Origin of the sequence: Paenibacillus sp. FJAT-26967 (assembly GCF_001541095.1) — a bacterium.
GTDB lineage: Bacteria > Bacillota > Bacilli > Paenibacillales > NBRC-103111 > Paenibacillus_F.
On sequence record NZ_LMXH01000002.1, the window covers coordinates 707794 to 733004 of the forward strand.

27 protein-coding genes and 1 riboswitch are annotated in these 25211 nt (G+C 44.9%); of the genes, 22 read left to right on the plus strand and 5 right to left on the minus strand.

Annotated elements, in window-relative coordinates; genetic code table 11:
- Nucleotides 1-2 precede the first annotated feature (2 nt).
- From AR333_RS13195 to AR333_RS13215, 5 genes are all read left to right on the plus strand, one after another.
- The gene (locus tag AR333_RS13195) at nt 3-938 is read left to right on the plus strand and encodes a hypothetical protein (protein ID WP_068775806.1); all 936 of its coding nucleotides are present in this window, start codon (nt 3-5) and stop codon (nt 936-938) included.
- Nucleotides 898-2271 carry a DnaB-like helicase C-terminal domain-containing protein gene (locus AR333_RS13200; protein ID WP_253735829.1) on the plus strand — a complete coding sequence of 458 codons (1374 nt, stop codon included), beginning with the start codon at nt 898-900 and terminating at the stop codon, nt 2269-2271. Before AR333_RS13195 ends, AR333_RS13200 begins: the two co-directional genes overlap by 41 nt.
- Nucleotides 2249-2419: a hypothetical protein gene (locus AR333_RS24650; protein ID WP_156430906.1), complete on the plus strand. Its 171-nt coding sequence runs from the start codon at nt 2249-2251 to the stop codon at nt 2417-2419. Before AR333_RS13200 ends, AR333_RS24650 begins: the two co-directional genes overlap by 23 nt.
- 509 nt (nt 2420-2928) lie before the next feature.
- Entirely contained in the window at nt 2929-3438 is a 510-nt protein-coding gene (locus tag AR333_RS13210; protein ID WP_253735852.1) for a hypothetical protein, read from the plus strand.
- Entirely contained in the window at nt 3438-4019 is a 582-nt protein-coding gene (locus tag AR333_RS13215; RefSeq protein ID WP_068775809.1) for a hypothetical protein, read from the plus strand. Before AR333_RS13210 ends, AR333_RS13215 begins: the two co-directional genes overlap by 1 nt.
- Nucleotides 4020-4064: 45 nt before the next feature.
- On the opposite strand, the gene AR333_RS13220 is transcribed toward AR333_RS13215, so the two are convergent.
- Nucleotides 4065-4547 carry a hypothetical protein gene (locus tag AR333_RS13220; protein WP_068775810.1) on the minus strand — a complete coding sequence of 161 codons (483 nt, stop codon included), beginning with the start codon at nt 4545-4547 and terminating at the stop codon, nt 4065-4067.
- A 101-nt stretch (nt 4548-4648) separates the two neighbouring features.
- On the opposite strand from AR333_RS13220, the gene AR333_RS24655 reads away from it, so the two are divergent.
- The 8 genes from AR333_RS24655 (at nt 4649) to AR333_RS24675 (ending at nt 9987) form a co-directional block, all read left to right on the plus strand.
- Nucleotides 4649-4825, plus strand: coding sequence for a hypothetical protein (locus AR333_RS24655; RefSeq protein ID WP_156430907.1), 177 nt, complete (start codon nt 4649-4651; stop codon nt 4823-4825).
- Nucleotides 4826-5008: 183 nt separating this feature from the next.
- Nucleotides 5009-5230 (plus strand): hypothetical protein, encoded by a 222-nt coding sequence (locus AR333_RS24660; protein WP_156430908.1) that lies wholly within the window; start codon nt 5009-5011, stop codon nt 5228-5230.
- A 30-nt stretch (nt 5231-5260) separates the two neighbouring features.
- Entirely contained in the window at nt 5261-6577 is a 1317-nt protein-coding gene (locus tag AR333_RS25400; protein WP_084783650.1) for a DNA cytosine methyltransferase, read from the plus strand.
- Nucleotides 6578-7269: 692 nt separating this feature from the next.
- The gene (locus AR333_RS13235; RefSeq protein ID WP_068775813.1) at nt 7270-7473 is read left to right on the plus strand and encodes a hypothetical protein; all 204 of its coding nucleotides are present in this window, start codon (nt 7270-7272) and stop codon (nt 7471-7473) included.
- 324 nt (nt 7474-7797) lie between these two features.
- On the plus strand, nt 7798-8271 hold the full coding sequence (locus tag AR333_RS13245) for a class I SAM-dependent methyltransferase (protein ID WP_068775815.1): 474 nt from the start codon (nt 7798-7800) through the stop codon (nt 8269-8271).
- Nucleotides 8272-8473: 202 nt separating this feature from the next.
- Entirely contained in the window at nt 8474-8695 is a 222-nt protein-coding gene (locus tag AR333_RS13250; RefSeq protein ID WP_068775816.1) for a hypothetical protein, read from the plus strand.
- A 489-nt stretch (nt 8696-9184) separates the two neighbouring features.
- Entirely contained in the window at nt 9185-9802 is a 618-nt protein-coding gene (locus AR333_RS13260) for a hypothetical protein (protein WP_068775818.1), read from the plus strand.
- Between the two features lie 23 nt (nt 9803-9825).
- A complete protein-coding gene (locus tag AR333_RS24675) occupies nt 9826-9987 on the plus strand; it encodes a hypothetical protein (protein ID WP_156430910.1) in 162 nt (53 codons plus the stop codon).
- Between the two features lie 56 nt (nt 9988-10043).
- Here the strand turns inward: AR333_RS24675 and AR333_RS13265 are convergent, their stop codons facing one another.
- The gene (locus AR333_RS13265) at nt 10044-10544 is read right to left on the minus strand and encodes a hypothetical protein (protein WP_068775819.1); all 501 of its coding nucleotides are present in this window, start codon (nt 10542-10544) and stop codon (nt 10044-10046) included.
- A gap of 318 nt (nt 10545-10862) precedes the next feature.
- Between AR333_RS13265 and AR333_RS13270 the strand changes: the two genes are divergently transcribed.
- The 4 genes from AR333_RS13270 (at nt 10863) to AR333_RS13285 (ending at nt 13614) form a co-directional block, all read left to right on the plus strand.
- Nucleotides 10863-11345, plus strand: coding sequence for an ArpU family phage packaging/lysis transcriptional regulator (locus AR333_RS13270; protein WP_068775820.1), 483 nt, complete (start codon nt 10863-10865; stop codon nt 11343-11345).
- Complete coding sequence (locus AR333_RS13275) at nt 11332-11553, plus strand: hypothetical protein (protein WP_068775821.1); 222 nt, start codon at nt 11332-11334, stop codon at nt 11551-11553. The genes AR333_RS13270 and AR333_RS13275 overlap by 14 nt, the downstream gene beginning before the upstream one ends.
- A gap of 220 nt (nt 11554-11773) precedes the next feature.
- A riboswitch (FMN riboswitch) is annotated at nt 11774-11928 on the plus strand.
- 141 nt (nt 11929-12069) lie between these two features.
- Entirely contained in the window at nt 12070-13044 is a 975-nt protein-coding gene (locus tag AR333_RS13280; RefSeq protein ID WP_253735853.1) for a DMT family transporter, read from the plus strand.
- A gap of 123 nt (nt 13045-13167) precedes the next feature.
- Complete coding sequence (locus AR333_RS13285) at nt 13168-13614, plus strand: RDD family protein (protein ID WP_068775823.1); 447 nt, start codon at nt 13168-13170, stop codon at nt 13612-13614.
- Nucleotides 13615-13698: 84 nt separating this feature from the next.
- Here AR333_RS13285 and AR333_RS13290 read toward each other — a convergent pair whose 3' ends face one another.
- The 3 genes from AR333_RS13290 to clpP all read right to left on the minus strand — a co-directional run bounded on the left by AR333_RS13290 (nt 13699) and on the right by clpP (nt 19302).
- Nucleotides 13699-15447 carry a sensor histidine kinase gene (locus AR333_RS13290; RefSeq protein ID WP_068775824.1) on the minus strand — a complete coding sequence of 583 codons (1749 nt, stop codon included), beginning with the start codon at nt 15445-15447 and terminating at the stop codon, nt 13699-13701.
- Between the two features lie 304 nt (nt 15448-15751).
- On the minus strand, nt 15752-18490 hold the full coding sequence (locus tag AR333_RS13295) for a PAS domain S-box protein (protein ID WP_068775825.1): 2739 nt from the start codon (nt 18488-18490) through the stop codon (nt 15752-15754).
- A 227-nt stretch (nt 18491-18717) separates the two neighbouring features.
- Nucleotides 18718-19302, minus strand: a complete 585-nt coding sequence (clpP, locus tag AR333_RS13300; RefSeq protein WP_068775826.1) for an ATP-dependent Clp endopeptidase proteolytic subunit ClpP — start codon at nt 19300-19302, stop codon at nt 18718-18720.
- 245 nt (nt 19303-19547) lie between these two features.
- Here clpP and AR333_RS13305 point away from each other — a divergent pair, with 245 nt between their 5' ends.
- The 5 genes from AR333_RS13305 to AR333_RS13325 all read left to right on the plus strand — a co-directional run bounded on the left by AR333_RS13305 (nt 19548) and on the right by AR333_RS13325 (nt 25117).
- Complete coding sequence (locus tag AR333_RS13305) at nt 19548-20288, plus strand: RNA polymerase sigma factor (RefSeq protein ID WP_253735830.1); 741 nt, start codon at nt 19548-19550, stop codon at nt 20286-20288.
- 222 nt (nt 20289-20510) lie between these two features.
- On the plus strand, nt 20511-21563 hold the full coding sequence (locus tag AR333_RS13310) for a fatty acid desaturase (RefSeq protein WP_068775827.1): 1053 nt from the start codon (nt 20511-20513) through the stop codon (nt 21561-21563).
- A gap of 69 nt (nt 21564-21632) precedes the next feature.
- Entirely contained in the window at nt 21633-22766 is a 1134-nt protein-coding gene (locus tag AR333_RS13315) for a sensor histidine kinase (protein ID WP_068775828.1), read from the plus strand.
- Nucleotides 22763-23365, plus strand: a complete 603-nt coding sequence (locus AR333_RS13320) for a response regulator transcription factor (protein WP_068775829.1) — start codon at nt 22763-22765, stop codon at nt 23363-23365. Before AR333_RS13315 ends, AR333_RS13320 begins: the two co-directional genes overlap by 4 nt.
- 225 nt (nt 23366-23590) lie before the next feature.
- Nucleotides 23591-25117 carry a prenyltransferase gene (locus AR333_RS13325; protein ID WP_068775830.1) on the plus strand — a complete coding sequence of 509 codons (1527 nt, stop codon included), beginning with the start codon at nt 23591-23593 and terminating at the stop codon, nt 25115-25117.
- Nucleotides 25118-25211: the final 94 nt, after the last annotated feature.

Sequence of the window (25211 nt, forward strand, 5' to 3'; positions counted from 1 at the left end):
GGATGTCTGAGCCCATTATCCCAGGTGGGTGCATCCTCATTGCCCGGCAGATTATCGAAAGTGAGATATGGGAAAAGCCCCCGTTATACATCAAGGTTTGGATCTATCTACTCGTTCAAGCACAGCATAAAAAATACAAGGGATTAGAGCGGGGGCAACTCTCAACTTCCATTCCTGACATTATAGAAGGAGTGTCATGGAAGGTGGGTGCAAGAAGAGAAAGGCCCACAAAAGACCAGGTTTATCAGGTAATTGACTGGATGAGAAAGGCTTCAACGAAACCTCAACGAAGCCCTGACGAAGCCCCTATGAAAGCAACGATGATCACGACAACGAAAGCAACGCAGTCCATGCTCATAACTATTGATAACTACGCGGTTTTTCAAGACATGAGCAGCTACGAAAGCAACGCCGAAAGCAACGATGAAAGCGATGCGAAAGCAACGCGAAAGCAACGGGAACCCAACAATATAAACAAGAATGTAAAGAATGTGAAGAATGAAGATAAAAAACCTTCTTCTCGCAATACGAAAATCACGTATTCCGAGGACAGCACTTATTTTAAAATGGCGGTCTATTTCCATGAGAAAGTTTCTGCTGTTGCCAAGGAAGCTGGACTCCCAGGATTAAGAAGCAATCTGCAGAGTTGGGCAGATGACTTTCGGAAACTTGTTGAGATTGATGAGACTGACAAGCGACTCGCCCAAAAGGTCATGGATTGGGTTGTACAGGATTCCTTTTGGCGAACGAACATCATGTCAGCTAAGAAGCTCCGAGAGAAGTTTCCCCAGTTGGTTCTTAAAATGAACTCCAGCAAACCAGCTGGGAAATCAGATAAAGAGATTGATGCGAGGAATAAGCAAATTGAATATAACAATGCTTTTAGAGAATGGGTGAATGCTGGCAATGACGCAGACAAGTTCGTATTCGAGTATTGAAGAGATTTATGCAGAACAGTCAGTTTTAGGGGCTATTCTCCTAGATCAAACTAAACTTGACGACATTCGTTTCTTGGAGGTCAGGGATTTTTCCCAAGAGCGACACAGATTGATTTACGAAGTTATGCACTATTTGGATGAAAACGATAAGATAGTGGACTTTGTAACAATTACTGAGCGTTTTCAAATGAGGAAGAGATTAGACGATCTTGGCGGGGTATCTTACCTTTCTGAATTAGCGAGTGCTTGCCCTTCAAGCGAGAACATTAAACATTACGCGGAGATTGTCCGAAGCCGCGCTCATCGGCGCCGGGGTTTGGAGCTAGCAGAAAATATAAAGGAAGTAGCTAATGCTGAATATGAAAATGATGAAGATTACTTCTCTGCAGTAGAAGAACTTTTCGATGGTATCCGACCACAAGATGCCAACGAAATGAGAAGCTTTGCTCAGACTAGAGACAAATATTTTAAACATCTTAATAGCAAGGCTGAAAAGATTCTCACAGGGGATAAAAAGGTTGATTCATGGGCGCAGGCATGGCGAGGATGGCTCTGGATCTTAGCCGGGAGGCCATCGGTTGGTAAAACGGCAAGAGCCTTGCAATACGCGTATGGAATGGTAGCTCAAGAGCGAGATGGGAAGATACATGCTGATGCAGGATGTGTCTTGATATGGTCCCAAGAGATGGATGAAAACGAGCTAAAAGACCGTATAGTTTCAAACATAACAGGCGTCAATTACAACAGGCTTATTAATAAGGGTTTCGAGGACGGGTTTACACCAGGAGAGAGAAAGCGAATAGATGAAGCTTACTGCAATGTGGAAAAATTGCCGCTTTATATCTGTGATTCCTCTGGTGTGACGATTGATGAAATCCGGGCTACAGTAAGACGCTTCAAAAAGAAACACGGCAAAATAGCTGCCGTAATCGTAGATTATCTTCAAATTATGAATATCCCTACCCGCAAAGGTGAACGGCAGGATCAAGCTATAGGACGGGTCACTAAGACAGCGAAGCAACTCGCAAGAACCTATAAATTTGTTTTTATTATGCTCTCGCAGTTAAGCCGTAAAAGCGAGGATCGAGACGAACCGAAAATGTCCGATCTTAAGGAATCAGGGGCTATAGAACAAGATGCGGACGTGATCGAGTTCCTTTGGACTAATGGAGAATCCGAACAGGGCCAAACCGTAGTACAGTCCATTTTTGCAAAGGGAAGAAATGTAGGTGTAAACCGGTTCCGGTATCTCTTCAAGTGGTGGGAACAGAAATATGTAGAAGCTCCAGAAAAAGCATCAGGTGATAAGAATGGCAAAAGAAATTATAAATGATGAGCAGTATTTTAAAACGTGCAACTGGCTTATACGCAAGGCAGTTGAGTCAGGGGACCCGCTTATGAGCGAGGCTGAAAAAACTCAGCTGCTTGCCAAGTATGACGATTGGTACGCAGAGGCCCGGAAGTATCGCACACGCACCTAGCCATAACGACACTATGAATAACGGATGTGATCGAATGGACATTGAGAGCACCGTGAAGCAGGCAAATAAGGCGCAGTTATATCAGATAGCCCTAGACATTAGGGAATGTCTTCCAGTTCGTTAAGCGGCCGCCAGAGAGCTTCAGCGGCGCAGATGGTCGCCGACTATGGTTACGGATCTTGTGAGGCTATATCCGAAAATGTTCCCGGAAGAAATTGCTGAGAAGCTTGGGACTTCAACACAGATGGTAGCTTATCAGGCTGAACGCCTTGGTCTTAAACAATGCTTAGAGAGGAGTGCATGGACATGAATTGTTCGGTTCCCGCTTGCGGTGAGATAGCTTCTAAAGCGTTCGCTCTTGCGCCGGTCTGCGAAAAATGCAGGCATAAGCTTCAAGCCGAAGCAGAGAAGTATTACCGGCTTAATTTTAAATGCACAAGCGCGGTAGGTCGCCCAATCTACGAATCTATCATAGATAAAACCGTTTGGGGGTCAAAAAATTGAGATACGTGGGAATTGATCCGAGTACCAAGACGGGGTTCGTGGCGTTAGGAAAGGATGGCGTAGAGGTACTTCGCGCCAAGGAACTAACAGGCGTTGGAAGTGAAGATCCTAAACGGATGGTTTACCTCGTTGATGAAATTATGGACCATCTCCAGCCCGAAGACCAAATTTGCATCGAAGGATTTTCTCACGCTTCTAAAGGGGCATTTGTCGGGCAGCAATACGGAATTGGATGGTTGATACGCGCAGCACTATTTCGGCGGGGCCTTAAGTATATTGAGGTATCCCCAGGACAACTTAAAAAGTTTGCCAGCGGTAAAGGGAATGACAGCAAGGAACACCTGATCCTGCCTATTTATAAATCTTGGGGCTTTCAGCATAAAAGCGACAATGTTCGAGATGGTTACGTTTTGGGAAAGATTTCTTACCACTTAGCTCATCAAACAGAGTCATTGCAGAAATACCGGCGCGAAGTTATAAATGCCATTTTAAAAACCGAAGGAGCGATTATCTAATGAAAACAACCGTGAAAATTAACTTTACTGACTTCAATACCAATAATAAAAATGAACAGGTAATCAAGCTTACGGTTCGTGGCGAATTGTCTGACGAGCAGATATTGACTATTTATAAATTGAAGAAACAGGGTGTTGGCTTCGTGGATCTTTTTTCCGCTCAAACCGACATTGATGATTTCGAGGTAGAGGAAGAGGAAGAAGATCATGATGGGATCGAGTATACGATAAACGGTAATGGGACGGTGGATGCGGATTCGGATCAGGTGAGCATTGATGATGTGCCGGACGAAGCCGCAGCAAAGGTGGAGGAGCAAGCAGACATCATTCTGCCGGACGATATCGACCCGATTGAGCGATTGATTATTATGGGCGAAGCTCCTGAAATAGAGCAGAGCAATGAGATTAATTTTTATGCAGTTCTTCGGCGTAAACATAGCGGCGAGAAGATGGCTGACATCGCAGGGAGCCTTGGCATAGCACCTATCACGCTGCACAGCAAGCTAAACGCACACAAAAACGCCGTAGCCAAGGCGGTTGAGCCAGCAGCTACGGGCAAGAGTGAGGAGCTTCCATTTTAAAAATAAGGAGCCTCTGCTAGTTGTAGGCAGGGGCTCCAAGAAAAATTAATTTGTTCTTACTACAGTGAAAGATGATGTAAACCATTCACCTAAAGGACCATTTGGATTTGCATATTGAAATAATCTGAGCTGTATTCTAAATGTACCCTGTGTATTAACTGATAATAGACTACTTATCGGTATTGAGTGACTGGCTGAATTTGCTATTGTTCCGTGAATTTGAGCACTCCCAGAATGCACCCAGGTACCACTGCTCGTTTGCTTATGAACGTCAATGATGTAGTCAGCCGCACCAGTAGTGGATTTTTCTACTGTTACATTAACATTCTTCGTACCAGGGCCATAGCTAGTAGCATCCGTATAAACCCTTGCCCTGATGTTATTTTTTGTTTGCCATCCAGAATCAGCGCCGATTGCCTGAGGAGTAATTAGTCCTTGCGGTGATACCGTATTTTGTTCCGCAAGAACAACTGAGGATGCCGAAAGCAACAAGGCAGCAGATAAAAATGAGACAAGTGATTTTTTCATATTAACCCTCCTTTTAATGTAAGTCTCTTATATCATTCTTCATATTTACAGAATTACCTTTATTTAGTTATAAAAATTCTCAATACATGGAGGGATAAACAATGAAATACAGAGTAATCAAAAGTTTCGATGGCTGGGAGACTAAAGCTGGCATAGGGGATATCCTTTATCTGGCGATGTGGGAAGGTCATCCGACCCTAATGTTGTACGGGAAGGCTGTGTGTGATGTCGATAGTCCATATGCAGAAAAACACTGTGAAATCATTCCGGAGGGATAAACAATATACCGGCAATCCAGCGGTTATTGAGGGGACGGTGTACGACTAATGAATTGGAAATGTCTGCTTATCGGTCATGATTACGTGTGGAGCATGACCCGGAAAACCAGTTACAAGTGTCGTCGTTGTGGGAAAACCAAACGCTAGTTGGATACAACATAATGAATACGAGGTGTTCGTAGGGTGAAGTTAACAGAGCATGAACAAGCACTTATTCTCGGTTGGATTTACATGATACAGAAGCTTCCAAACTATAAATTTAGCGTTGAAGAAAATGCTATTATCGACAAATTTACCAGCATTGATCAAGCGCCTGAACGTGAAGTTAAACCAAGTTGCCCCAAATGCGGAAATACAGGAATACACTATTGTCGCCCGAAAGCAGTTAGCGATACATCTCAATGAATATTTTGATACCTAACAAGGGAGGCGGCCATGAGAGCACTTAGTTTGTTTAGCGGTGGTGGCGGTCTTGATCTGGCCGCCGAGTGGGCTGGAATCCACACCGTTGCAATGTGCGAAAGGGAACCTTATCCACGAGCTGTGCTCCGGAAACATTGGCCCGATGTTCCAATATACGATGATGTGTGTTCCTTGACGGCATCCAGATTAAAGGAGGATGGGATCATTGGCCCAAGCGGAACAATTGACGTTATTCACGGAGGCTTCCCATGCCAGCCATTCAGCCATGCCGGGAAGCGAGGAGGCACGGAAGATGACCGTTACCTCTGGCCTGAAATGTTTAGAATTATATCGGAAATCCGGCCCACTTGGGTCGTTGCTGAAAATGTTGATGGGCTCCTCTCAATGGAGCAATCCGATAGTCAAGTTGTCATGGAAGACGAAACAACTTTATGCGAAGAGGCGGAAATGGTCCTCGAAACAATCCGGGGAGATTTTGCGAACGAAGGCTATGAGACCATCACAATTGTGCTTCCAGCTGCAGGTGTCGGCGCCCCGCACAGGAGATACCGAATCCTCATTGTGGGCCACACCGAACGCGGCGGATGCGGTAGGGAGTCATGGGGGCGGTCAGGGTCGCAGTCTGCGAACGGACATTTCAAACATGAAGAAGGGTCTATGGCCAACGCCTCGGGCTCAGAGCGCGAACGGTCCGGCGAATCACGGGAATGGTGGGGCGGACCTACAGACCACGGTTCTAGAGCAAACAGGGTTATGGACAACACCCCGGGCAAACGATGCGGAGAAGCGAGGGAACATCGATCCGACGGAACCAAGGAATGGACTCCCGGCAGCGGTCAAGCTTTGGCCGACTCCGGTAGCATCCGATGTTTTCACGGGTGCAATGAAGAGCAGCCAGCAAAAAGAGGGCAGCAAGCACAGTGTAACTTTGGCGCAGGCCGTCAAGATGTGGCCGACTCCAGCAGCTCAAGACGGCAAGAATGCAACACTTCCACCGAGCCAGATCAATCGAGATACAGTGCCCGGGGCGATGATCCGGGCAGGACACGAGGGGCAACTCAATCCGGAATGGGTGGAATGCTTGATGGGCTTTCCGATTGGATGGACCGATATCGACCAAGAAATATCCGATTGCGATCAAACGGAGGAATAGAAGTTCTTTGGCCGGCGGCGATGGGACAACCGCAGTATAGCTGGGAACCGCCACGCGTAGCATCCGGCATTAAGAATCGGCAAGGCCGGTTGAAATTGTTGGGGAACGCTGTATCTCCAGCGCAAGGATATCCGGTCTTTGCATTTATAAGAAAAATTCATGACGAACGATCGTGAATAACGAAGAACATGGAGGGTTTGAAGTGGTAAATAGAACATTAGCCAGGGATTACATTCGCCGCTGGGGAGCAATTAATTTCTGCAAATCTTGTCACCATGTTTCCCCGGTTAGTGATACTCAAAGAAACAGATTTATGCGTTCGGGTTGGCCTGCATGTTGCGGTGAAACGATGGTTTTTATCAATAAGATCGACGATCCTACGCTGGCCGAGCATATGAGCACCGACTGAATACGGAAATACATGGGAGGTTTGAACTTGAACAACGACACTAAATTCACTTATTCCGAAAAATCCATGAGGAAGCATTTTCGGTATTGGTACTTGAAAAATCGATGCGTGTCTCGTAAGACAAAGAAGGCTGTTCTGGGGAAAAAAATAAGCAAGAAGAAGCTTAGGGAACTCATTGGCAATGTCCGAATTGTAGAGAATGCGTATCCCAATCAGGCCGATATCCTGCCATATGAATTTTGCCCGAAATGTGGTTGTACTAATACTAGATCGAGCGGCAACATGGCCTGTTATCCTGAAAGATGGGAACGAGTTTACTGCGCAAGATGCGGTTACCTGGTCATGGAGTCTGATAATAGCCCATATGTGCATGTATTGGAACTAATGTGCGGACCGAATAAATCAGAATTTGACCCGAAGTACTGGGACTGAATATCGAAATACATGGGAGGGATCAGAGTGAAGCCAAATCGAAGCGATAAATATCGCACACTGATCGAAGGAGAAGAACAGTATTTCCGTTACGTGGACGAAGTGATTGATCACGTAGAAACGAATACATGTTTTGAAGTTGACTCACATGATTTGCGAGTTAACTTGAAAGCTCTGAACAAGCACGAGGTATGGGTTCTCAGGGATGATTGCAGTATCCAGCGTGTGTAAAAACCGTTTGAATACGGAAGGACATGGAGGGGAAAGCATGCCTGAATTTGTGATATATCTATCGACAGAATCTATCTCTTATCCGTGTAATGATTATGGATATAGGAGAGGTAAGACATACAATCATGGCGGGGAAACATTTCCGATCACTGACCTGCAAATAACCGACTCTACTAAGAGATATTCGAGTAAAAGACGTGCTGAAAGCATGGCGCGCAAGTTGTTTGACAGATGTGAGCATATCAGTCAGTGGCATGTAAAAGAAACTCAAAAATGAACGAACATTCGTGAATACGGAAATATATGAGGGAGGGAGGTTTATAGATGCAAGAAGCACGTATTTTAGACGCATGCTGTGGCAGCCGAATGTTTTGGTTCGACAAGCAAAATAACGATGTCGTCTACATGGACAATCGTCAGTTACAAGATCAATTATGCGATGGGCGCACGTTAACCGTTAACCCGGACGTGATTGCCGATTTCAGAGATATGCCTTTCGAAGATAACTCGTTTTACATGGTAGTATTTGATCCGCCGCATCTGCTTAAGGCGGGTACCGATTCGTGGTTGGCCAAGAAATACGGACGGTTGGGTCCTGGTTGGAAAGACGACATAAAGCAAGGATTTAATGAGTGCATGCGTGTCCTTAAACCAAACGGGACGCTTATATTCAAGTGGAACGAAGATCAAATCTCAATTACGGAAATTCTCAAGTCAATTGACCACAAGCCACTATTTGGGAACCGTAGGAGTAAAACGCACTGGGTCGTGTTTATGAAAGCTGACGGACAGGACTGAATACGGAGGAACATGACATGTATGGACTGCGGCTAAAAGATGGAACAAAGGTAGCTGGGTTACATTACAAGCCGGCACTTAATGACATCATCCTAATTGACGAAACATGGAAGTGGTACAAGGTGACGGAGATCGTGGGCAGGGTAGCTTATGCTAGGCAGACGATTGACCCTGAATACGGAAGGAAATAGGAGGGCTTAGAGTGCCAGCGAGGATTCGAGCAATAGAAAAAGCATATCTGGATCGAGATGCGAAAAAGACTTTTAAGGTATGGCATCCACAAGTGAAAGTCGAAGGTAAATGGTGTTTCCTTCCTGATGATTCGAGTCGAACAAAATTGCAGGAGGCCGCAGACGAAGTAGCTGCTTTTGAAATGGCGATTAAGGCGATAAAGGAAATTGATGTAAGTATGAATCCCGGTTGAATATTGAAGAACTTGGAGGTGCGGAATGGCGCGGTTGAAGTTTGAAATGTGGAAAGATCGGGATGGAAACATCATGTCACGCTTTACAGACGAAAAGGGCCATAGCACAGATTCTTATTGGAGCAGCCCGCCGGAGTCAATCGACCATGTTGGGCCGGAATACCTGCGGTACAACTATCGGCATCCGAACGTGAGAAACGCCAGGCATCAAGCGTTTGTAAAACGTGAGTTCAAGGAGCAAGTGGTAAAGTTACGGGGCTGAATATCGAGGAACATGAGGTGAAGAAAGTGGAATTGCAGATCGGAGATACCGTTACTCACCCTAATTATCCATATGTTTACGGAAAAGTAGATAAAATTGTTAACCAGTTTGCTTATGTGATTTTCGCATACCCGCATCGTACTTTTCGAGAACGTTTCAAAACCAAAAATCTTCGTAAGATCATGAACACCGACTGAATACGGAAATACATGGGAGGGTTTACCGCTATGAAGACAGCCACTAAACGCGTTCGGAAAAAATTCCTTGCTCGTGCTGCCAAATTACTTGCAAAAGGCAAAATAAGCAGGTTCTACATTCTCCGGGCAAAGAATGAAATAGGCCTGATGTTTGATCGAAGTTATCTGAATATCTTCCGGCCGTGGTGGTATGACCAGTTCGACCGGTGGAGCGAATTGAACTTTAGGGAGGAACACGAGAAGTTTTTTGAAAATGCTGCTGTTGAAATCGAGAAAGAAACGAGAATCAGTCTCGAAAGTCTACAAGAGGCTTATAATCGGCTGCCAAAACGGCCGGAACGCGTACGTAAGTACCGGGAGCCGAAGCCCCAGCCGATCCGCAAGCTGAAGAACCCAGAAGAGTTCAAAATAAGAGTACATGAAAATGGCGTTAAAAAGTTTCTTTCGGTAATCGGGGAAAAGGTCTTCGTTATTCGAGACTATGATTTTTTCATCCGTCATGACGGCACGTTTTGGGTGGTGTCAGATGTTAAGACAGGCGGTGCAGTCTCTAAGTCATGGAGCTATAAGGATGCAGTGGCCGAGGCAAAAAAGCGAATCGAAGAAAATTTCGATCAATATCTGAAAATTTTAGAGAAGCATGGCTAAACATCAAATAGGGGAGGGTTTATATGTACTTTAACAAGGAACAATTGATTCTAATTTGGAAGGCATTTGCTTCAGATAATCGTGAGTACCCATCCGAGGAAGAAGCGCTAATAGCAGATGAAATTCACGATAAAGCAAAGAAAGAGCTTTACAAGCGATATGGGATCATTTGTGAAACGGCTTAAGCAAGCATTTGTAAACATCAAATAGGGGAGGATATCCCTCCCCGCTCTACAACCTATCACCAACTTATCAACTGAGCTATTGCCATGTTTCCTTGTCCTTTTTCGTAATATTGACGTGGGATTTCAAATAAACCAAGCATGTATTCATATGGGTTTTTTTGTAAGGTGTCGTATAATTTACCGAAACTTTCTCGATGTAAGTATATGTACCAACTCTCTGAGTAACCTTCAGGAAAGTCAGGTGTTAGTCTTACCACAAAATATTTCCTTTCTAGATCTGTAAAGCCATAATTATAGTAATCATCCAATTCAATTTTTCCTGACATCGCAAATTTCTGATCTAAGCTATTAGGCATGTTATACTGAACATCTTTTGCTGTTAATACAACATTTTTATCTTTCATTATACCTTCTAGTTTTTCTCTGTTTTTTTGCTTATTTGTTTTCTCGGTTTGCTGTGGTGTTGCTGCCGTTTGCTCCGTTACATTAGCAGAAGCGCATCCAGAACAAATGATCAAAGAACATAAGAACAACTTTTTGTACAATGATTTTTTCATTTACATCCCACCATTTCTATAATTATATAAATATAACTTAATCTGATTCAATTACCGAAAATAAATATAACACCTGGATAATTTTAGGTCTATAGTATTAATTTAAAAATGATGATTAGGTAAAAATATCTATGAAACGTAGCGTTATCAGGCAATAAATGGATCGAAGGTTACCAGGCGAGCGGGGGAGCAAAGATGAAATGGAACAGTTAGCGAATGTAAGCTGGGAGTTATTGTATTATCGCGGGTTTAATGATACTTTTAGTTACGTAATCAGATAGATTGTTACGGAGAATAACAAAGAACGGGGGAGGCAGCTTGCAACAGGCTTTCGACTTGCCCGAATTGGACCGAAAATTAACAAAATTAGCCGTAGAAGATGCTCTTATGAAATATCGGATTTGCAAGTATGTGACATTTGAAGAACGTGAAGCTTCTATTACCGCGGGATATACAGAGCGCCCCTCCGGTCCTACTAACGTCACAAGTGATCAGACGGCTAATATTGCCATATACAACGCAGATGAACCGGAGCGCAGGAGAAGGTATTGTGAGCGCATTGAAAGAGCGGTGAGACGTTTACCCCAACAAGAAAGGTTCTTGGTAGAAGAAAGATATATGACTAATGAAAGTGACTATATCACAGATCAGTCCGTATACAGTTTTAAGTTTGATCCACCTATAAGTCATCCTAAATATGGGGATATACGCTGGAGAGCTTTCTACGCTCTTGCTATGCTGCTTAATATCGCTGTTAAAAAAGATGTTGTTGAAGGAGATGAAATCATTGGAAGAAGTTAAAACGAACTTCGCGATAAAAAAAGAAGATTTGCCACTTGTTCTTAGTGGGGAAATGATTATAAAACTTTTAAATATGGGTCGTAGATCGGGATATGAGTTTTTGCAAAATCCACCATTTGTAGTACAGCGCATGGGCAAGAGGGGGATTATAAAGGCTTCAAGGGACGCTGTATTTGATTGGCTTGAAGGCAAAGAAAGCAGGGGTTAAAACCCTTGCTTTTTTTATTTCTTAATGTTAACATTCCAATTACAGTTAAGTGTTCCTTGGTAGGTTTTTCGGTAGGTTTTTGGTAGGAAACTTAAGGATATCAAATGGATAGGTTGAGACACCATAGGAAATATGGAATTCTCATATACCCAGTGTTATCAAGGGTTTTGGTAACTAAAAGCAAACTAAAAGACACCAAAGAAACTTACAAAAATCGAATATGAACCTTCGGGGTTGGGTGAAATTCCCTACCGGCGGTGAGGATGCTCATGTGTACATGGATGTCTAAGCCCGCGACTCCCGGCTTGTATAGGCCGGGACTGATCTGGTGAAATTCCAGGGCCGACGGTAAAGTCCGGATGGGAGAAGGTGAAGAGCAGCTTGTTAAAATCTAATTTTAACAAGTCTGTTTGGTAATGCCCCTGTTGATTAAATATGACGGGGGCATTACCTCTTTTCAGAAGGTTCAATTCAAGACACCCTTAGGAGGTTTTTGAATTGGAAGATGCGTTAAGATTGAGGAATGAGGAACTAAACGGCAAGTCGTCAGGCAAGGTGAAAGGAATTTGGTATGTGGCTCTGGGAGCCACGCTATGGGGTCTGGATCCGCTATTCCGGATTCTGCTATTACAAAGCTTCACTTCAGCCCAGATTGTATTTATCGAGCATCTGCTTCTCATGCTTTATGCCCTGCCGGTGCTAATCAAATACCGTCATGCTTTGACCGGTAAAATTACTATGGGAGTGGTCGGAGCCCTGTTGTTCGTTTCATGGGGAGGTTCGGCCGTCGCGACCATCTTATTCACATCGGCGTTTGCACACGGAAGTGCGAATGCTGTCCTGCTTTTACAGAAGCTCCAGCCTTTATTTGCTATTATTCTCGCTCGTTTTCTGCTAAAAGAAGCACTGCCATCACGCTTTTTCGGATTTATCTTATTTGCTCTTGCGGGTACTTATCTGCTTACCTTCGGATTTGCTCTGCCCTCGCTCAGTTTGCAGGATTTAAGCGTGCTGGGAAGTCTGCTATCCATCCTCGCGGCTGCCTTGTGGGGAGGTTCGACCGTAATGGGGAAATACTTGCTTCAGAAAGATTTGGATTTCCCTATCGTCACTTCACTGAGGTTTTTACTGGCCGTCCCTTTGCTGTTCGTTATTCTGATAGCAAGCGGAGACGCTTGGACAGGGAATAGGACTGCGGGAGAATGGACATTAATTATAGTCAACTTGCTTTTCCAAGCTTTTCTGCCGGGATTAGTAAGCATGCTGCTTTATTATAAAGGGTTATCCTCAACCAAGGCCTTCTTTGCCGCTATTGCAGAACTTGCCTTTCCGGCGATTGGGGTGCTGATTAACTGGCTAGTTTTTGATAAGCCCCTCACATTCGGTCAACTGATTGGCTTCGTACTCATCTGGTCTACTCTTTGGTTCATGAACCGCAGCCAGCAAGACGAGTCCACAAAAACGGCCAATTCATTAAAAACTGCCCACTGACCCAGAACATCTATTTATAAGATCCATAAGAGGCTGCTGAGCAGTCTCTTTTTTGTTATAAAATGATTGATACTATTTGGAAAAAATGTAAAAATAAAAGTGGTGCCAGAAGGGGGAGATAAAATGGATTTGCCGGCCGGTTCTCTAAAAAGAATCGTAGCTGCTTTACTTGATGCCACGATACTGGCAATTAGCGCTTCCTTAGTACAGGGATTAACAGGATTTGACCTTCACAACGCTTTAAACGGGTATCCCGCCTATATAGTTATGGGATTGTATCAATTCTTATTTCCGCTTTTCTGGGAGGGGTATACTCCGGGTAAGAGAATGATGGGGATCCAAATTGTTGCAATGGACGGGTCACGCGTAAATGTAAAAACGATGTTCATTCGAGCGGTTATTTTCCAGGCGATTCTATACTCATTCACTTATGGAATATTTACGATTATAGGTCTGGCGATGATTTTGATTAGAAGCGACCGGAGAACTCTTCATGATCTGGCTGCGGGTACATATGTCCGGATACCCGATTCGAACTTGACTTTCAGCGATATCCCGCACCAAAGCTAATTAAACGAGCATACAAAAAGCGGTTCTTGCACAGCAAGAACCGTTTTTTTGTATGCAGCAACCCCGTGTTGCATTTCAATTTCACTATGAATCGATGGGGAGTATAACCGTAAATTGAATTTTATTTATTTCAGGGACCTGGACGCTGATACTGCCTTTATAACGCTGAACGAGCTGGCTGACAATAGCCAGTCCAAGCCCTTTATGATTGCCGGATGTTTTGGTGGAATAACCACTTTTAAACATGGCATTAAGGGTGTCCTCCGAGATAGGTTCCGCGGTTGTGTTGGAAATATGAAAAATGAGATGATTTTCTTTTAGCTGACAAGCCAAGTGGACCTCGCGTTTCTCGACATCAAGATGACTCACTTCATCAAAGGCATTGTCGATCAGATTGCCGAGAATTTTTACAATATCGACGGATTTCAAGCCCGAAATACTTTCCAGATCGCCTCCGAGATGATCCAGATCGTACGTGAAATGGATTTTACGCATAAAAGATTGAGTGAGCTTCGAACTGATTAACGATGCCAAAGCGGGATGCCCGACATGGACCATTTCGTTAACTAATCGGGTTTCTTCAACAAGCTCATGAATATATTTCTTGGTTTCATCGAATTTTTTCAATTGCACCATGCAGCTGATCGTCGTGAGATGATTGGCGAAATCATGATTTTGTCCTTTGATGGCTACCATCAGATTGTTCATTTCGTTCGTATAGTTGTCTTGAATCGTTTGTGCTATGGAATCTTTGGAACGATTGATGGCTTTATATAGAGACACAATAAGCAGAAAACTTGCAAGCGAAACGAGTAGAATGATCAGGAAAAAATTAAAGAGTTGTTTATTCAGCGACTCATGGATATGTTCCATATCAGTAACTAACCCAATGACATACGGGAATTGAACCTTCTCGCTTTTAACGGGATAGAACATTTTGAGTACATTCCGGTCGTCAATCTTGGTTGTGTAAGAAACGGGCTTGTTAGAGGATACCGCTTTTTCGATAAAAGCTATATCCTCTGGCGATTTCTTCGTGTATTGCCCGAATAGTATTTTCCGTTCCGAATATCTGAGATTACGCGATTGATTCGTATACGTGTAGAAACTGGGATCATCGTCAGGTTTAGAGAAAGTACGGGGATTAAATCCAGTAATCTCAAGCAAACGGCTGTTGTTTTTGAGCGTTTCTTCCACAATTAATTCTGTTCCGCCGCTGGAATCCAGTTCCTGCAAGGCGCTGCTATTGATCATAGGATTGATAATATAATTGGTGGTGCCATCATAATAGTAGGCGAATTTGTTCTTGGGAGAATCGGGATTGGATGCGGAACCGGACAATTTACCTGTCCAGAAATTTTGGGAAGCCGTCCCTTCCGGCACGGTAACCAGCTCCCCGTTCAGCAGCTGGCTGAGTGCGGTGTGGTAATTACCCCATTCCCTGGTGTTCATGTTGAGTTCTTTGGGTTCAGACGAACGGACGCTGATGATATCGTTTCCTTGCCTCGCAAACAAAGTGATATTGCTTACATGATACAGACGGCTTAATTGGAGAAGCTTCTCATTAGTAATCTCTTCATACCGGGCGGGAAGTGAATTTCTAGCAGCGATCGCGACTTTTTTTAAGGAGTCGGACATTAAGCGGTCTGTCGTTTCATAAGAATATTCGACATGATCTATACTTAATTGGATTTGCTGCGAAACTGTGAAAAGCTCTGATTCCATATTAGTAACCAAGGAATTTTTGGTGGAATAAAAAAATACAGTATTATTGATAACAAGAACAGCCAATACCACGGTTAAAAAAACGATCGACAGATTTTTAATAGACATGTTCAGGTTCCCCTCAAACGAGTATTTCCTACACAATTCTATGATATTCGACGAAATTCTACAATACTCAATATGAGTTTTAGTCATGTAATAATAAGTAATAACCGATTTCAGAAGGATAAAAATGGGTGTGGAGTTAAACTTAATCTGTTTAAAGACCCCGCTGGTATTATTTTACTTTCGCTAAAAATAAGTATATCAGAAATTAGGTATGAACATCGTAAGACTTCTGTTTCCGGTATCGATCAAATGAAGAATAAAAAAAGTGACAAGAATTCTGTCACTTTTCCCAATTGAGTGTAATTTACTTTTTTGCTGTATAAGGTGACCATTGTTTAAGTACCCGCTCCACATGAGGAGCATATACAGGCTTACTGATAAAGTCTTGCATGCCGGCTCTGAGACACATTTCTTTATCCTCTTCTTGCGCAAATGCCGTGACGGCGATAATGGAAGGTCCTTGCTTGTCTGAATGAGAGTAAAGCTGGCTGATTATCGCCGTGGCTTCTAGTCCGTCCATTTCTGGCATTTGAAGGTCCATAAAAATAATATCGTAAACTTTCTTTTTCACGGCGCGCACGGCCTCAGCACCATTCTCGACACTATCAGCCTCATAGCCGAGCTTCCTGAGCAGAGTATGGAGGAGAAGGCGGTTTACAGCATGATCATCCGCTACCAGAATCCTAAGAGGGCCGTATTGCTGGTGCTGTGAAGGCAAACTTGATCTAACACTCAATGACTTATCTTCAAGCTCCAAGTTATTCAGTTCCGATGACGAGTATAGGGAGAAGGGAAGCGCAAAGCGAAAGGTTGAACCTATATTTTCTACGCTCTCGACACCAATGGCCCCGCCCATTAATTCCACCAGCTTTTTGCAGATTGCAAGTCCTAAGCCAGTTCCTCCATATTTACGGTTAATGGTAGGATGAAGCTGTGAGAAGGACTGGAAAAGCTGGCTTTGCTTATCCTCAGCTATACCGATTCCCGTATCCTGAACTAAGAATTCGATAACAATCTCATTTCTATTCGTTTCCGCGGTCAAGTTGACGATTACGGTTATTTGTCCTTGTTCTGTAAACTTAATCGCATTACCGACTAAATTGACTAGCACTTGGCGCAGGATACCGGGGTCCCCTACGATCATATCAGGAATCCGCTCGTCGATCCTACAAGCGATCGGGATGCCGCGTTCAATGGCCCGGGGTGTGAAAAGTTCCAGTACACTATCCAAAACGTGACGGATCTGGAACGCTTCATAGTTTATTTCCATTTTACCCGCTTCTATTTTACTGAAATCGAGAATTTCATTAAGAATTTTGATCAGGGCATAACTGCTTTGGAGAACGATATCGAGATAACTTTGTTGTTCTTCGGAGAGCTCTGTCTCCGCAAGCAGATCGGCCATGCCGACAATTCCGTTCATGGGTGTCCGGATTTCATGGCTCATGATGGCCAGAAACTCGGATTTGGCTTTGTCGGCTTTTTCCGCGGACTCCTTGGCACGAATAATTTCTTTTTCCCCTGTAATATCACGGAAGACGACAACGGCTCCTTTGTGTATGCCTTTATCAACGATAGTTGTCACTGTATATTCCGCTAAGAAGCTGGAGCCGTCCTTTCGCCAGAACACCGCTTCTTTACTATGATAGGAGTGGCCATCCCGGATCGCCCGGAAGATTGCATTCTCTTCTGTAGGCAGCTGAGAATCACATGGGAAAGTCTGCTGCAACATGCCGAGATAGGACTGGCCTATCAACTCTTCAGCTTCAAATCCAAGCATAGCGGCTCCGGCCGGATTAATGAACATGGCATTACCCTCTGCATCAAGTCCGAAGATACCTTCCGATACGGCATTAAGAATGAGGGTATATTCTTGACTGAGCTTTTCGATTTCTTCTATATACTTCTGCCGTTCGGTTATATCACTTGTAATCCCATAAACTCCGACAATCTCGTTGTCCACGATAATAGGAATATTGGTTGAATTGATTTCCACAAGATGGCCTTCTTTATGGATGATGGTCAAATCATAGCTCTGTGGATATCCTTCCTTGGCAAGTCCGAAATGGTACAGCGTCTTTGGAAGATCCTTGGGATGAACGAGAGGTCCCCAATACATACCGATTAATTCATCCAAAGTGAAGCCGGTCAGCTTGTGAAGATTCGGATTGGCCGTTAAATAATCTCCATCGAGATTCATCGAATAAACAGCCGCGGGATTGTGATCAAATAGGGACTTATACCGCTGTTCGCTTTCTTTTAAAAGCTTCTCGGCATGTCGTTGTTCGGTAATATCCCGCGAAATAGAGATAATTTCTTCGATTTGTCCATTCTGGTTATACATGTAGCGGTTCGTTGATTCGAGCCAGATGTACTCACCGTCTTTACGGCGGATGCGGAAAGTGATTGCTTCGCTTTGTGTATCCGCCCTGCCGGACCAGTATCGTTCCACGCTTTTATAATCATCGGGATGAACCAAGGCAAGCTTGTTTAAGCCGATCATTTCGCCTGGTTCGTAACCTAGAATGGACCGGCAGCAGGGTGAGGAGTACGCGATGGTCGTTTGCGAATCCGGTTTGTGCGTACATATCCAGTCTAGCGAAGCTTCTAAGAGAGTCATGTACTTGCGTTCGCTGTCTCGGAGTCTTTCCTCTTCCTTGCGCTGGGCGGTGACGTCAAGAGCCTGCACGAGCAACAGGGTAGAAGCTTGACCGGTGTGCCCGGCCAATAACGATACGTGCAGAGATAACTGGACGACGGCTCCATTTTTGTGTATATATCTGTTCTCCAGATGATAAGGAGAAACATCCGGCTGAGCTAACGCAGCAGCAGTCAGCGGATGAGTTGCAATCGGGTAATCTTCCCGATGGACGAGGTTCTGATCCGCCATCCCGGTTAATTCATCTTGAGAGTAACCAAGCGTTTTACAGAAAAATGGATTACACTTAAGCCAGCAGGCTTCGTCAAGACTGTAAACACCAATGCCGAAAGGGGCACTTTCGTACGCTTGAATGAATAAATTGTCGGAAATGTCATATTTCATAGTATGGAAAGCCTCCTAGGCTAGCTTCTGAACCTTATCATGGTACGCTCAGTATACCTTAATTTCCTGTTCTTTTAATACCTTCCTCATAGGATATTAGGTATAAAAAAAGTGATGAAGCCCAATTAGGGTTTCATCACTTTATTTACCCAGTATCTATCTCCATAATCAGAGTAGAAAAAGGTTAATCAAGCAAATTTAAGTTATGTTGATTGTATTTACTTTAATCATATGGAAGTCAAGATTTTGTCTATGATTCCATATTCCAAAGCTTCTTCCGCTGACAAGAAATAATCGCGGTCCATGTCATTCTGCACTTTCTCTTCGGATTGTCCGGTCCGTTCGGACGTAATCTTGACGAGGCGGTCACGGATACGAAGAATGCGGTTAGCCGATATGGCAATATCGCTTGCCTGCCCCTGCGCACCTCCATGCGGCTGGTGAATCATAATTTCACTGTTCGGCAGTGCGAATCGTTTGCCATGAGTCCCGGCCAGCAGTAGAATAGCGGCGAAGGAGGCCGCGAATCCCGTGCAAATGGTGTGTACGGGCGGCTTCAGAAACTGAATCGTATCATAGATGGCAAAACCGGCTGATGTAGAGCCGCCGGGACTGTTGATATACAAATTTATCTCCTTCTCAGGATCTTCTGCAGCGAGGAACAGAAGCTGGGCAATGATATTGTTAGCTGCGTGGTCATTAATTTCCGAACCGAGAAAAACGATCCGGTCCTTGAGCAGACGCGAATAAATATCATACGATCTTTCTCCTCTTCCGGTCTGCTCTACTACATAAGGGATGGGAATACTCATTTAATCTCCTCCGATTTCGTTGTGTGTACCCGGGTTCGTCTGGTAAACGAATAAGAAACTCTGGAAGATACGCGGGACGAGGCGGAGAAAGGAATATTTATTTCCGGCATCTGCGTATCTTTTTGACTTCTTCATTCGTTAGTTATGTAGAGACTTTTTATGGGTCTTTTGTTAAAAGGGAAGGTTCTGTCTGAATGAAATTACATGCGTATATATAGAGGGATTCAGTAAAAGGAGGGTTCTTAGTGTTCTCAACTAAATGGAATGAAGACGGGTTGACTGGAACCGGCACAAATGGAGGTAAAAGTCTGGAGCAGATGTATGGAGCGTTGACCCGCTATTGCCTTTCAATGACAAGGTCCCACTGGGAAGCAGAGGATTTGGCGCAGGAAACTTGGCTCAAAGCTATGCAAATCGCAGAGGGACCGGGGTTTTCGAACAAGGAAGCGCTTTTGCTGCGCATCGCTAAGAACACCTGGATCGATCAGCTGCGCAGAAAAACGGTACTACAGCGGATCTTAAAGCAGGAAGAAGCCGAGATGACGCTTCCCGATAGTGATTCCCTGGAGATTGAGATGGCCATGCAAGCACTCCTGATTCATCTTTCCCCTCTGCAGAGGACCGTGTTCATGCTCCGTGATGTTTTTGCCCTCTCCATTATGGAGACGGCCCGCCAGCTTCAAACGACGGAAGGGGCAGTCAAAGCGGCATTGCATCGCGCACGGCAATCTCTTGCTTCCGTCAGGGAAGATCTACTTCAGGGGGAACTGGCTCTTCCGCAAGATGTAGGGTTGAGGGAATACCTGAGAGTATGTGCAGGCGTGTATCTATCCGGCGATGCAGCGGCACTTGTGAAGCTGATGCAGCTCGATCTTGCCGAGCCTGCTGTCTCGTGGGGATTTATTCAGTCGCAGAGCCGCCGCACAACGATTCAATTGCAGAGCGGGATATCTTCGCCGCGGGATACTTTCAGTTTGGCGGCCTGATACAGCTTGTAAGCTGTTGACGACAAAACAAACGGACCTTTAATTAAGATCGCCGGCAGGCGGTCTTTTTTCGTATAACATGACATTTGTCATACTCCTATACTGACACTTATGACTACAATGCAAGGGATACTTTCTTTATAATTTGAAATATACTAGACTGTTACATCTGTTCGGTGATATTCCCCGGACATCAGATCGATCGAGGAGGAAACATTCACGATGACTCAATCCAAAGTAACGAATTTGAAAAAAAATGTAGCTCCTTATGAAAAAACAGACACAAAATCAAGTATCCGCCAACTTTTCAATACACTAGTTCCGCTAGTGCTTCTCTGGTATGGTGCCTATCTGAGCTTGTCTGTTTCTTATTGGCTGACGCTTCCTATCGCTTTAGTGACAGCCGGATTTGTCATCCGTACCTTCATTATTTTCCACGACTGCTGCCATCAATCGTTCTTTAAGAGCCGTTTGGCTAACGAAATAATCGGCACGATTACAGGTGTACTCACTCTCTGCCCTTATCAGCAGTGGAAATATAGTCATTCCGTACATCACGCGACAAGCAGCAATCTCGATAAAAGGGGTACCGGTGACATGTGGGTACTTACTGTGGACGAGTATGCAGCTTCTCCGCTGTGGCGCCGAATCGCGTATCGTTTCTACCGGAATCCCATCGTTATGCTTGGTCTCGGACCGGTTGCTATCTTCTTGTTCCAATATCGTTTCAACCGTAAAGGCGCAAAGCGCAAGGAACGCGTAAATACTTATGTTACTAATTTTTCGATCGTGGCTCTGTATGCGCTTCTGTGCTGGGCGATTGGCTGGCAGGCATTCTTAATGGTACAAGGCCCCGTGTTTTTTGTATCCGGCCTTCTGGGCATCTGGTTGTTCTACGTACAGCACCAGTTCGAAGATTCTTATTTCGAGAACGAAGAAGAGTGGAGTTATGTGAAGGCGGCTGTCGAAGGCAGCTCTTACTATAAGCTTCCTAAGCTGCTGCAGTGGATCACCGGTAACATCGGATTCCATCACGTGCATCATCTGAGTCCCAGAGTTCCGAACTATTATCTGGAGAAAGCCCATAACGAAACGCCGCCGCTTCAGAAAGCGACTACCATTACACTACGTAAGAGTCTCCAGTCGCTGCGCTTCCGGTTATGGGATGAGGAAGGCAAGACGTTCGTCGGCTTCAAAGATGTTAAAAAAGTGCTGCACAAAAACAATGCAGCGGCCAAAACGATTAAGAGCAATCCGAGTCTTCAAGGGAAATAATTGCCGGGAGATTGGTTTATGCTAAAATAAAGATAAAACTTACCGGTATAGAAAAAAGGGATGTAGGCCATGCGGAAATGGTTTCAAGTGTTTCAAAAGAAAACGGGCCTGAGTCCATTTGTATGGGTTGTCTTCTTTATTCTTCCGTTTTACTTTATCTTAAGTTCTTCTATGACGGAGATCATAATCGGCATCACGCTCATTATTGTTTTCTTTGTCAGCTACGTACTGTCTGTTATGACGAGAGGCTGGCAGGTCTATTTCTGGACAAGTGTGCAGATTATTATCTCTATCGCGATGACCGTGTTGTTCGGATACTTATATTTCTCTTTATTCCTGGCTTTCTTTATAGGGAATATCCAGAACAAGATCGGATTTATTACGTTCTATACGATCCATCTTGTCAGCACGATCGTATCGATCAATCTAGGGTTTGTTACCAAAAATCCGGTGTTTATCACACAGCTTCCCTTTGTTCTTATCAGTCTGATCGGAGTAATTCTTCTTCCGGTTAATACCTATAACAAGAACAAACAAGAGAAGCTCGAAGGCCAGCTGCAGGATGCGAACAAGAGGATCTCGGATCTGGTTAAGCTGGAAGAACGGCAGCGAATTGCCCGTGATCTGCATGATACACTGGGCCAGAAACTTTCGCTGATTGGGCTCAAGAGTGATCTGGCGAACAAGCTTATGAGCAAGAATCCTAATCAGGCCCGGGCCGAAATTAATGATGTCCGGCAGACTGCCAGGAGTGCTCTCAAAGAAGTCCGGGAAATGGTTACCGAAATGCGGGGAGCCAGAGTAGAGGATGAAGTAGTGCGGGTCAAGCAGATTCTGAAGGCGGCTGATATTGAATTTCAACTGGCCGGGGACCCCAAACTGACAGAGACTTCTCTCATTACAGAGAATGTGATCAGCATGTGTTTGAAAGAAGCGGTAACGAATATTGTCAAGCACAGCCGGGCTACTTCCTGTACGGTTGAGATAGAGCCTTCGCATACGGAGCTTATCGTAAGAGTCCGGGACAATGGTGTGGGAATCTCTACACCTATCGATTATTCCAGGGGGAACGGGATTCGGGGAATGAAGGAACGGCTTGAATTCGTGAACGGAAGTCTGGAGGTTACCTCGAGTCAAGGCACGAATGTGATAATCAAGGTTCCGAATGTCTTTAAACCCGTTGTAAAGGAGGCTCAGGTATGATTCGAATCGTGATTGCCGAGGACCAGCGCATGCTGCTCGGCGCTCTTGCTTCGCTGCTTGAACTTGAAGAAGATATGACCGTGGTCGGCAAAGCAAGCAATGGAGAGGATGCACTTAAGCTGGTGCACCTTCATCAGCCTGATGTCTGCATTATGGACATTGAGATGCCGGCCAAGAGCGGCCTTGACGCGGCCGAAGAATTAAAGGGATTGGGCTGCAAGGTCATGATCTTGACCACATTTGCCCGTTCCGGTTACTTTGAGCGTGCGCTCAAAGCAGGTGTACACGGCTATCTGCTGAAGGATAGCCCCAGCGAGGAGCTGGCAGCATCAATCCGGAGCGTTATGGCCGGACGTCGCATTTACGCGCCTGAGCTGGTGGACGAGAGCTATGTTCAGGAAGCGAATCCGCTGACAGAGCGGGAGAAGGCAGTCCTCGCACTGATTGCCGACGGCAAGAATACAAAGGAGATCGCCAGCGAACTTTATCTGACTACCGGAACTGTCCGGAATTATGTCTCCGTAATACTGGATAAGCTGGGTGTCAGTAATAGAATCGAAGCGATCATGCGTTTTAAAGAAAAAGGCTGGTTTAAATAGTATGGAGATAAAGGACCCAAGGAAGAAACGGGTTCTTTTTTGTGCGTAAATGCGTCTTTCAACTGTTCCGGCTGGAATCACCCCGTTGGATTATCCTATTATTCTATGATTAGCTAGCCTTTACCATAGTATCTTGTATAGGAAGTGATATAATAAATAAGTTATAAACGATACGAACATCTAAAGAAGATTCGACACAGATAAAGAAAGGGAGTTTAGCGCATTATGGCAATTAGAAGCAGACAGGAAGTGCTTGATTTCTTGGCGCGATCCGAAGTAGGCGCAGTCGGTACATCGAATATGGGTTCACCGAGGCAGAGAATGATGCATTTTGCCGCGGACGAAGACTTTAACATATACGTGACCAGTATGAAAGGCGATCCCAAAGTCATCCAATGGAGCAACATCCCGGAGACGGCGATCCTGATTCATCAAGGTGCTACGTTCATGGAGATGGAGGAAACCGAGATTATCGGGAGGGCCGAAGTTCTCAAAGACCGGGAAGACCGGGAGAAAGCAGCCGGGCTGCTGGTCAGCCGGTCGCCGATTGTAGCTCAGATGAAGCAAGGCGATGCACTCGACAAGCTGGAGTTTATCCGGATTCGGCCGTTTACTGTGAAATATCGTTTTGTTCCAGAAATTCTCCAAGGTGAACCGCCGACGGTCTTTGAATTCGAGAACAACCGCATCTCATTCAGTACATGGGACGATGTCAGATCCAGAGCACGTGCGTGGAAAGAAGCCCTACGGCCGTTGTCGCTTACAGCTGCGCTTGTACCGGTCCTGCTGGGGGGAGCGCTGGCGCTTTCGGCAGTTCATGAACTGAACGTGCTTCATTTCATTCTGACATTGATTGGCGCTCTGATGATCCAGGCTGGGACCAACATGATTAACGACTGGAAAGACGCGGATCGTGATGCGGATAATACGACGGGAATGCGTCCGTTTACAGGCGGTTCGCGAATGATCCAGCTCGGATTAATATCGAGGGCCGATATGGGTTTCTTCGGCTTGATGCTCTCGGGCACAGCCGCTTTGATCGGTATTTATCTGGTTGCCGTCAGCGGCTGGGGCCTTATTCCGCTCATCTTGTACGGCATTATGGCGGGACTCTTCTATACAGGTGCCAAAGGCAAGTTTTCCTTTATTAACATGGCTCCCGGTATAGCGGAGCTGCTCATTGCCACGACTTACGGGGTCTTCATGACCCTAGGCGCTTTTTATGTGCAGACCGGCTATTATTCGCTGCAGGCGTTTCTAATCTCTCTACCGGTTGCCTTGTTCATTTCGAACGTCTTATTGATCAACCAGTTCCCGGATGCGGAATCGGATGCCAAGACAGGGAAGAATACGCTGGTAGTCCGTTTAGGAAAACGGAAAGCTAAAAACGTTCTCCTTGCAAGTTTTGTTGCGGGCTATGCGTTAATTGCTCTGCTTCCGATCCTTGATTTCGCTCCTTACACCCTGTACTTTGCCTTCTTATCCCTGCCGTTTGCCCTGCAGGCTATCCGATACGCACAGCGTAACTATGATCTGAATGCAGCTGATCTTATACCGAGCAATGCTCACACGGCGATTAATCATTTGTTCAGCGGGCTTCTTCTTGTCTTTGCTTTTTTATTAACCGAGCTCAGTTTGCTGGTTCCGCTTATTTATTTGGCCGCTTCGCTTCTCCTTATCTTCTGGGTATGGCAATATATTGAGCGGCAGAGAAAAGTAATGAATGATTTCCGTCTTGCGTTCCGCAAATAATCGGTTTCTCAAAAGCACAGCTTCGCTCAAGCAGCGATTGTTGTGCTTTTTTGATTTTTTTCTTATGAATGGTTAGCATGACGATAGGAACTTC

Excerpts from the sequence above, each read along its gene's own strand:
- AR333_RS13195 (WP_068775806.1), top strand. The coding sequence starts at position 3 with ATGTCTGAGCCCATTATCCCAGGTGGGTGCATCCTCATTGCCCGGCAG.
- AR333_RS13200 (WP_253735829.1), top strand. The coding sequence starts at position 898 with ATGCTGGCAATGACGCAGACAAGTTCGTATTCGAGTATTGAAGAGATT.
- AR333_RS24650 (WP_156430906.1), top strand. The coding sequence starts at position 2,249 with ATGGCAAAAGAAATTATAAATGATGAGCAGTATTTTAAAACGTGCAAC.
- AR333_RS13215 (WP_068775809.1), top strand. The coding sequence starts at position 3,438 with ATGAAAACAACCGTGAAAATTAACTTTACTGACTTCAATACCAATAAT.
- AR333_RS13220 (WP_068775810.1), bottom strand. The coding sequence starts at position 4,547 with ATGAAAAAATCACTTGTCTCATTTTTATCTGCTGCCTTGTTGCTTTCG.
- AR333_RS24655 (WP_156430907.1), top strand. The coding sequence starts at position 4,649 with ATGAAATACAGAGTAATCAAAAGTTTCGATGGCTGGGAGACTAAAGCT.
- AR333_RS25400 (WP_084783650.1), top strand. The coding sequence starts at position 5,261 with ATGAGAGCACTTAGTTTGTTTAGCGGTGGTGGCGGTCTTGATCTGGCC.
- AR333_RS13245 (WP_068775815.1), top strand. The coding sequence starts at position 7,798 with ATGCAAGAAGCACGTATTTTAGACGCATGCTGTGGCAGCCGAATGTTT.
- AR333_RS13260 (WP_068775818.1), top strand. The coding sequence starts at position 9,185 with ATGAAGACAGCCACTAAACGCGTTCGGAAAAAATTCCTTGCTCGTGCT.
- AR333_RS24675 (WP_156430910.1), top strand. The coding sequence starts at position 9,826 with ATGTACTTTAACAAGGAACAATTGATTCTAATTTGGAAGGCATTTGCT.
- AR333_RS13265 (WP_068775819.1), bottom strand. The coding sequence starts at position 10,544 with ATGAAAAAATCATTGTACAAAAAGTTGTTCTTATGTTCTTTGATCATT.
- AR333_RS13285 (WP_068775823.1), top strand. The coding sequence starts at position 13,168 with ATGGATTTGCCGGCCGGTTCTCTAAAAAGAATCGTAGCTGCTTTACTT.
- AR333_RS13290 (WP_068775824.1), bottom strand. The coding sequence starts at position 15,447 with ATGTCTATTAAAAATCTGTCGATCGTTTTTTTAACCGTGGTATTGGCT.
- AR333_RS13295 (WP_068775825.1), bottom strand. The coding sequence starts at position 18,490 with ATGAAATATGACATTTCCGACAATTTATTCATTCAAGCGTACGAAAGT.
- clpP (WP_068775826.1), bottom strand. The coding sequence starts at position 19,302 with ATGAGTATTCCCATCCCTTATGTAGTAGAGCAGACCGGAAGAGGAGAA.
- AR333_RS13310 (WP_068775827.1), top strand. The coding sequence starts at position 20,511 with ATGACTCAATCCAAAGTAACGAATTTGAAAAAAAATGTAGCTCCTTAT.
- AR333_RS13315 (WP_068775828.1), top strand. The coding sequence starts at position 21,633 with ATGCGGAAATGGTTTCAAGTGTTTCAAAAGAAAACGGGCCTGAGTCCA.
- AR333_RS13320 (WP_068775829.1), top strand. The coding sequence starts at position 22,763 with ATGATTCGAATCGTGATTGCCGAGGACCAGCGCATGCTGCTCGGCGCT.
- AR333_RS13325 (WP_068775830.1), top strand. The coding sequence starts at position 23,591 with ATGGCAATTAGAAGCAGACAGGAAGTGCTTGATTTCTTGGCGCGATCC.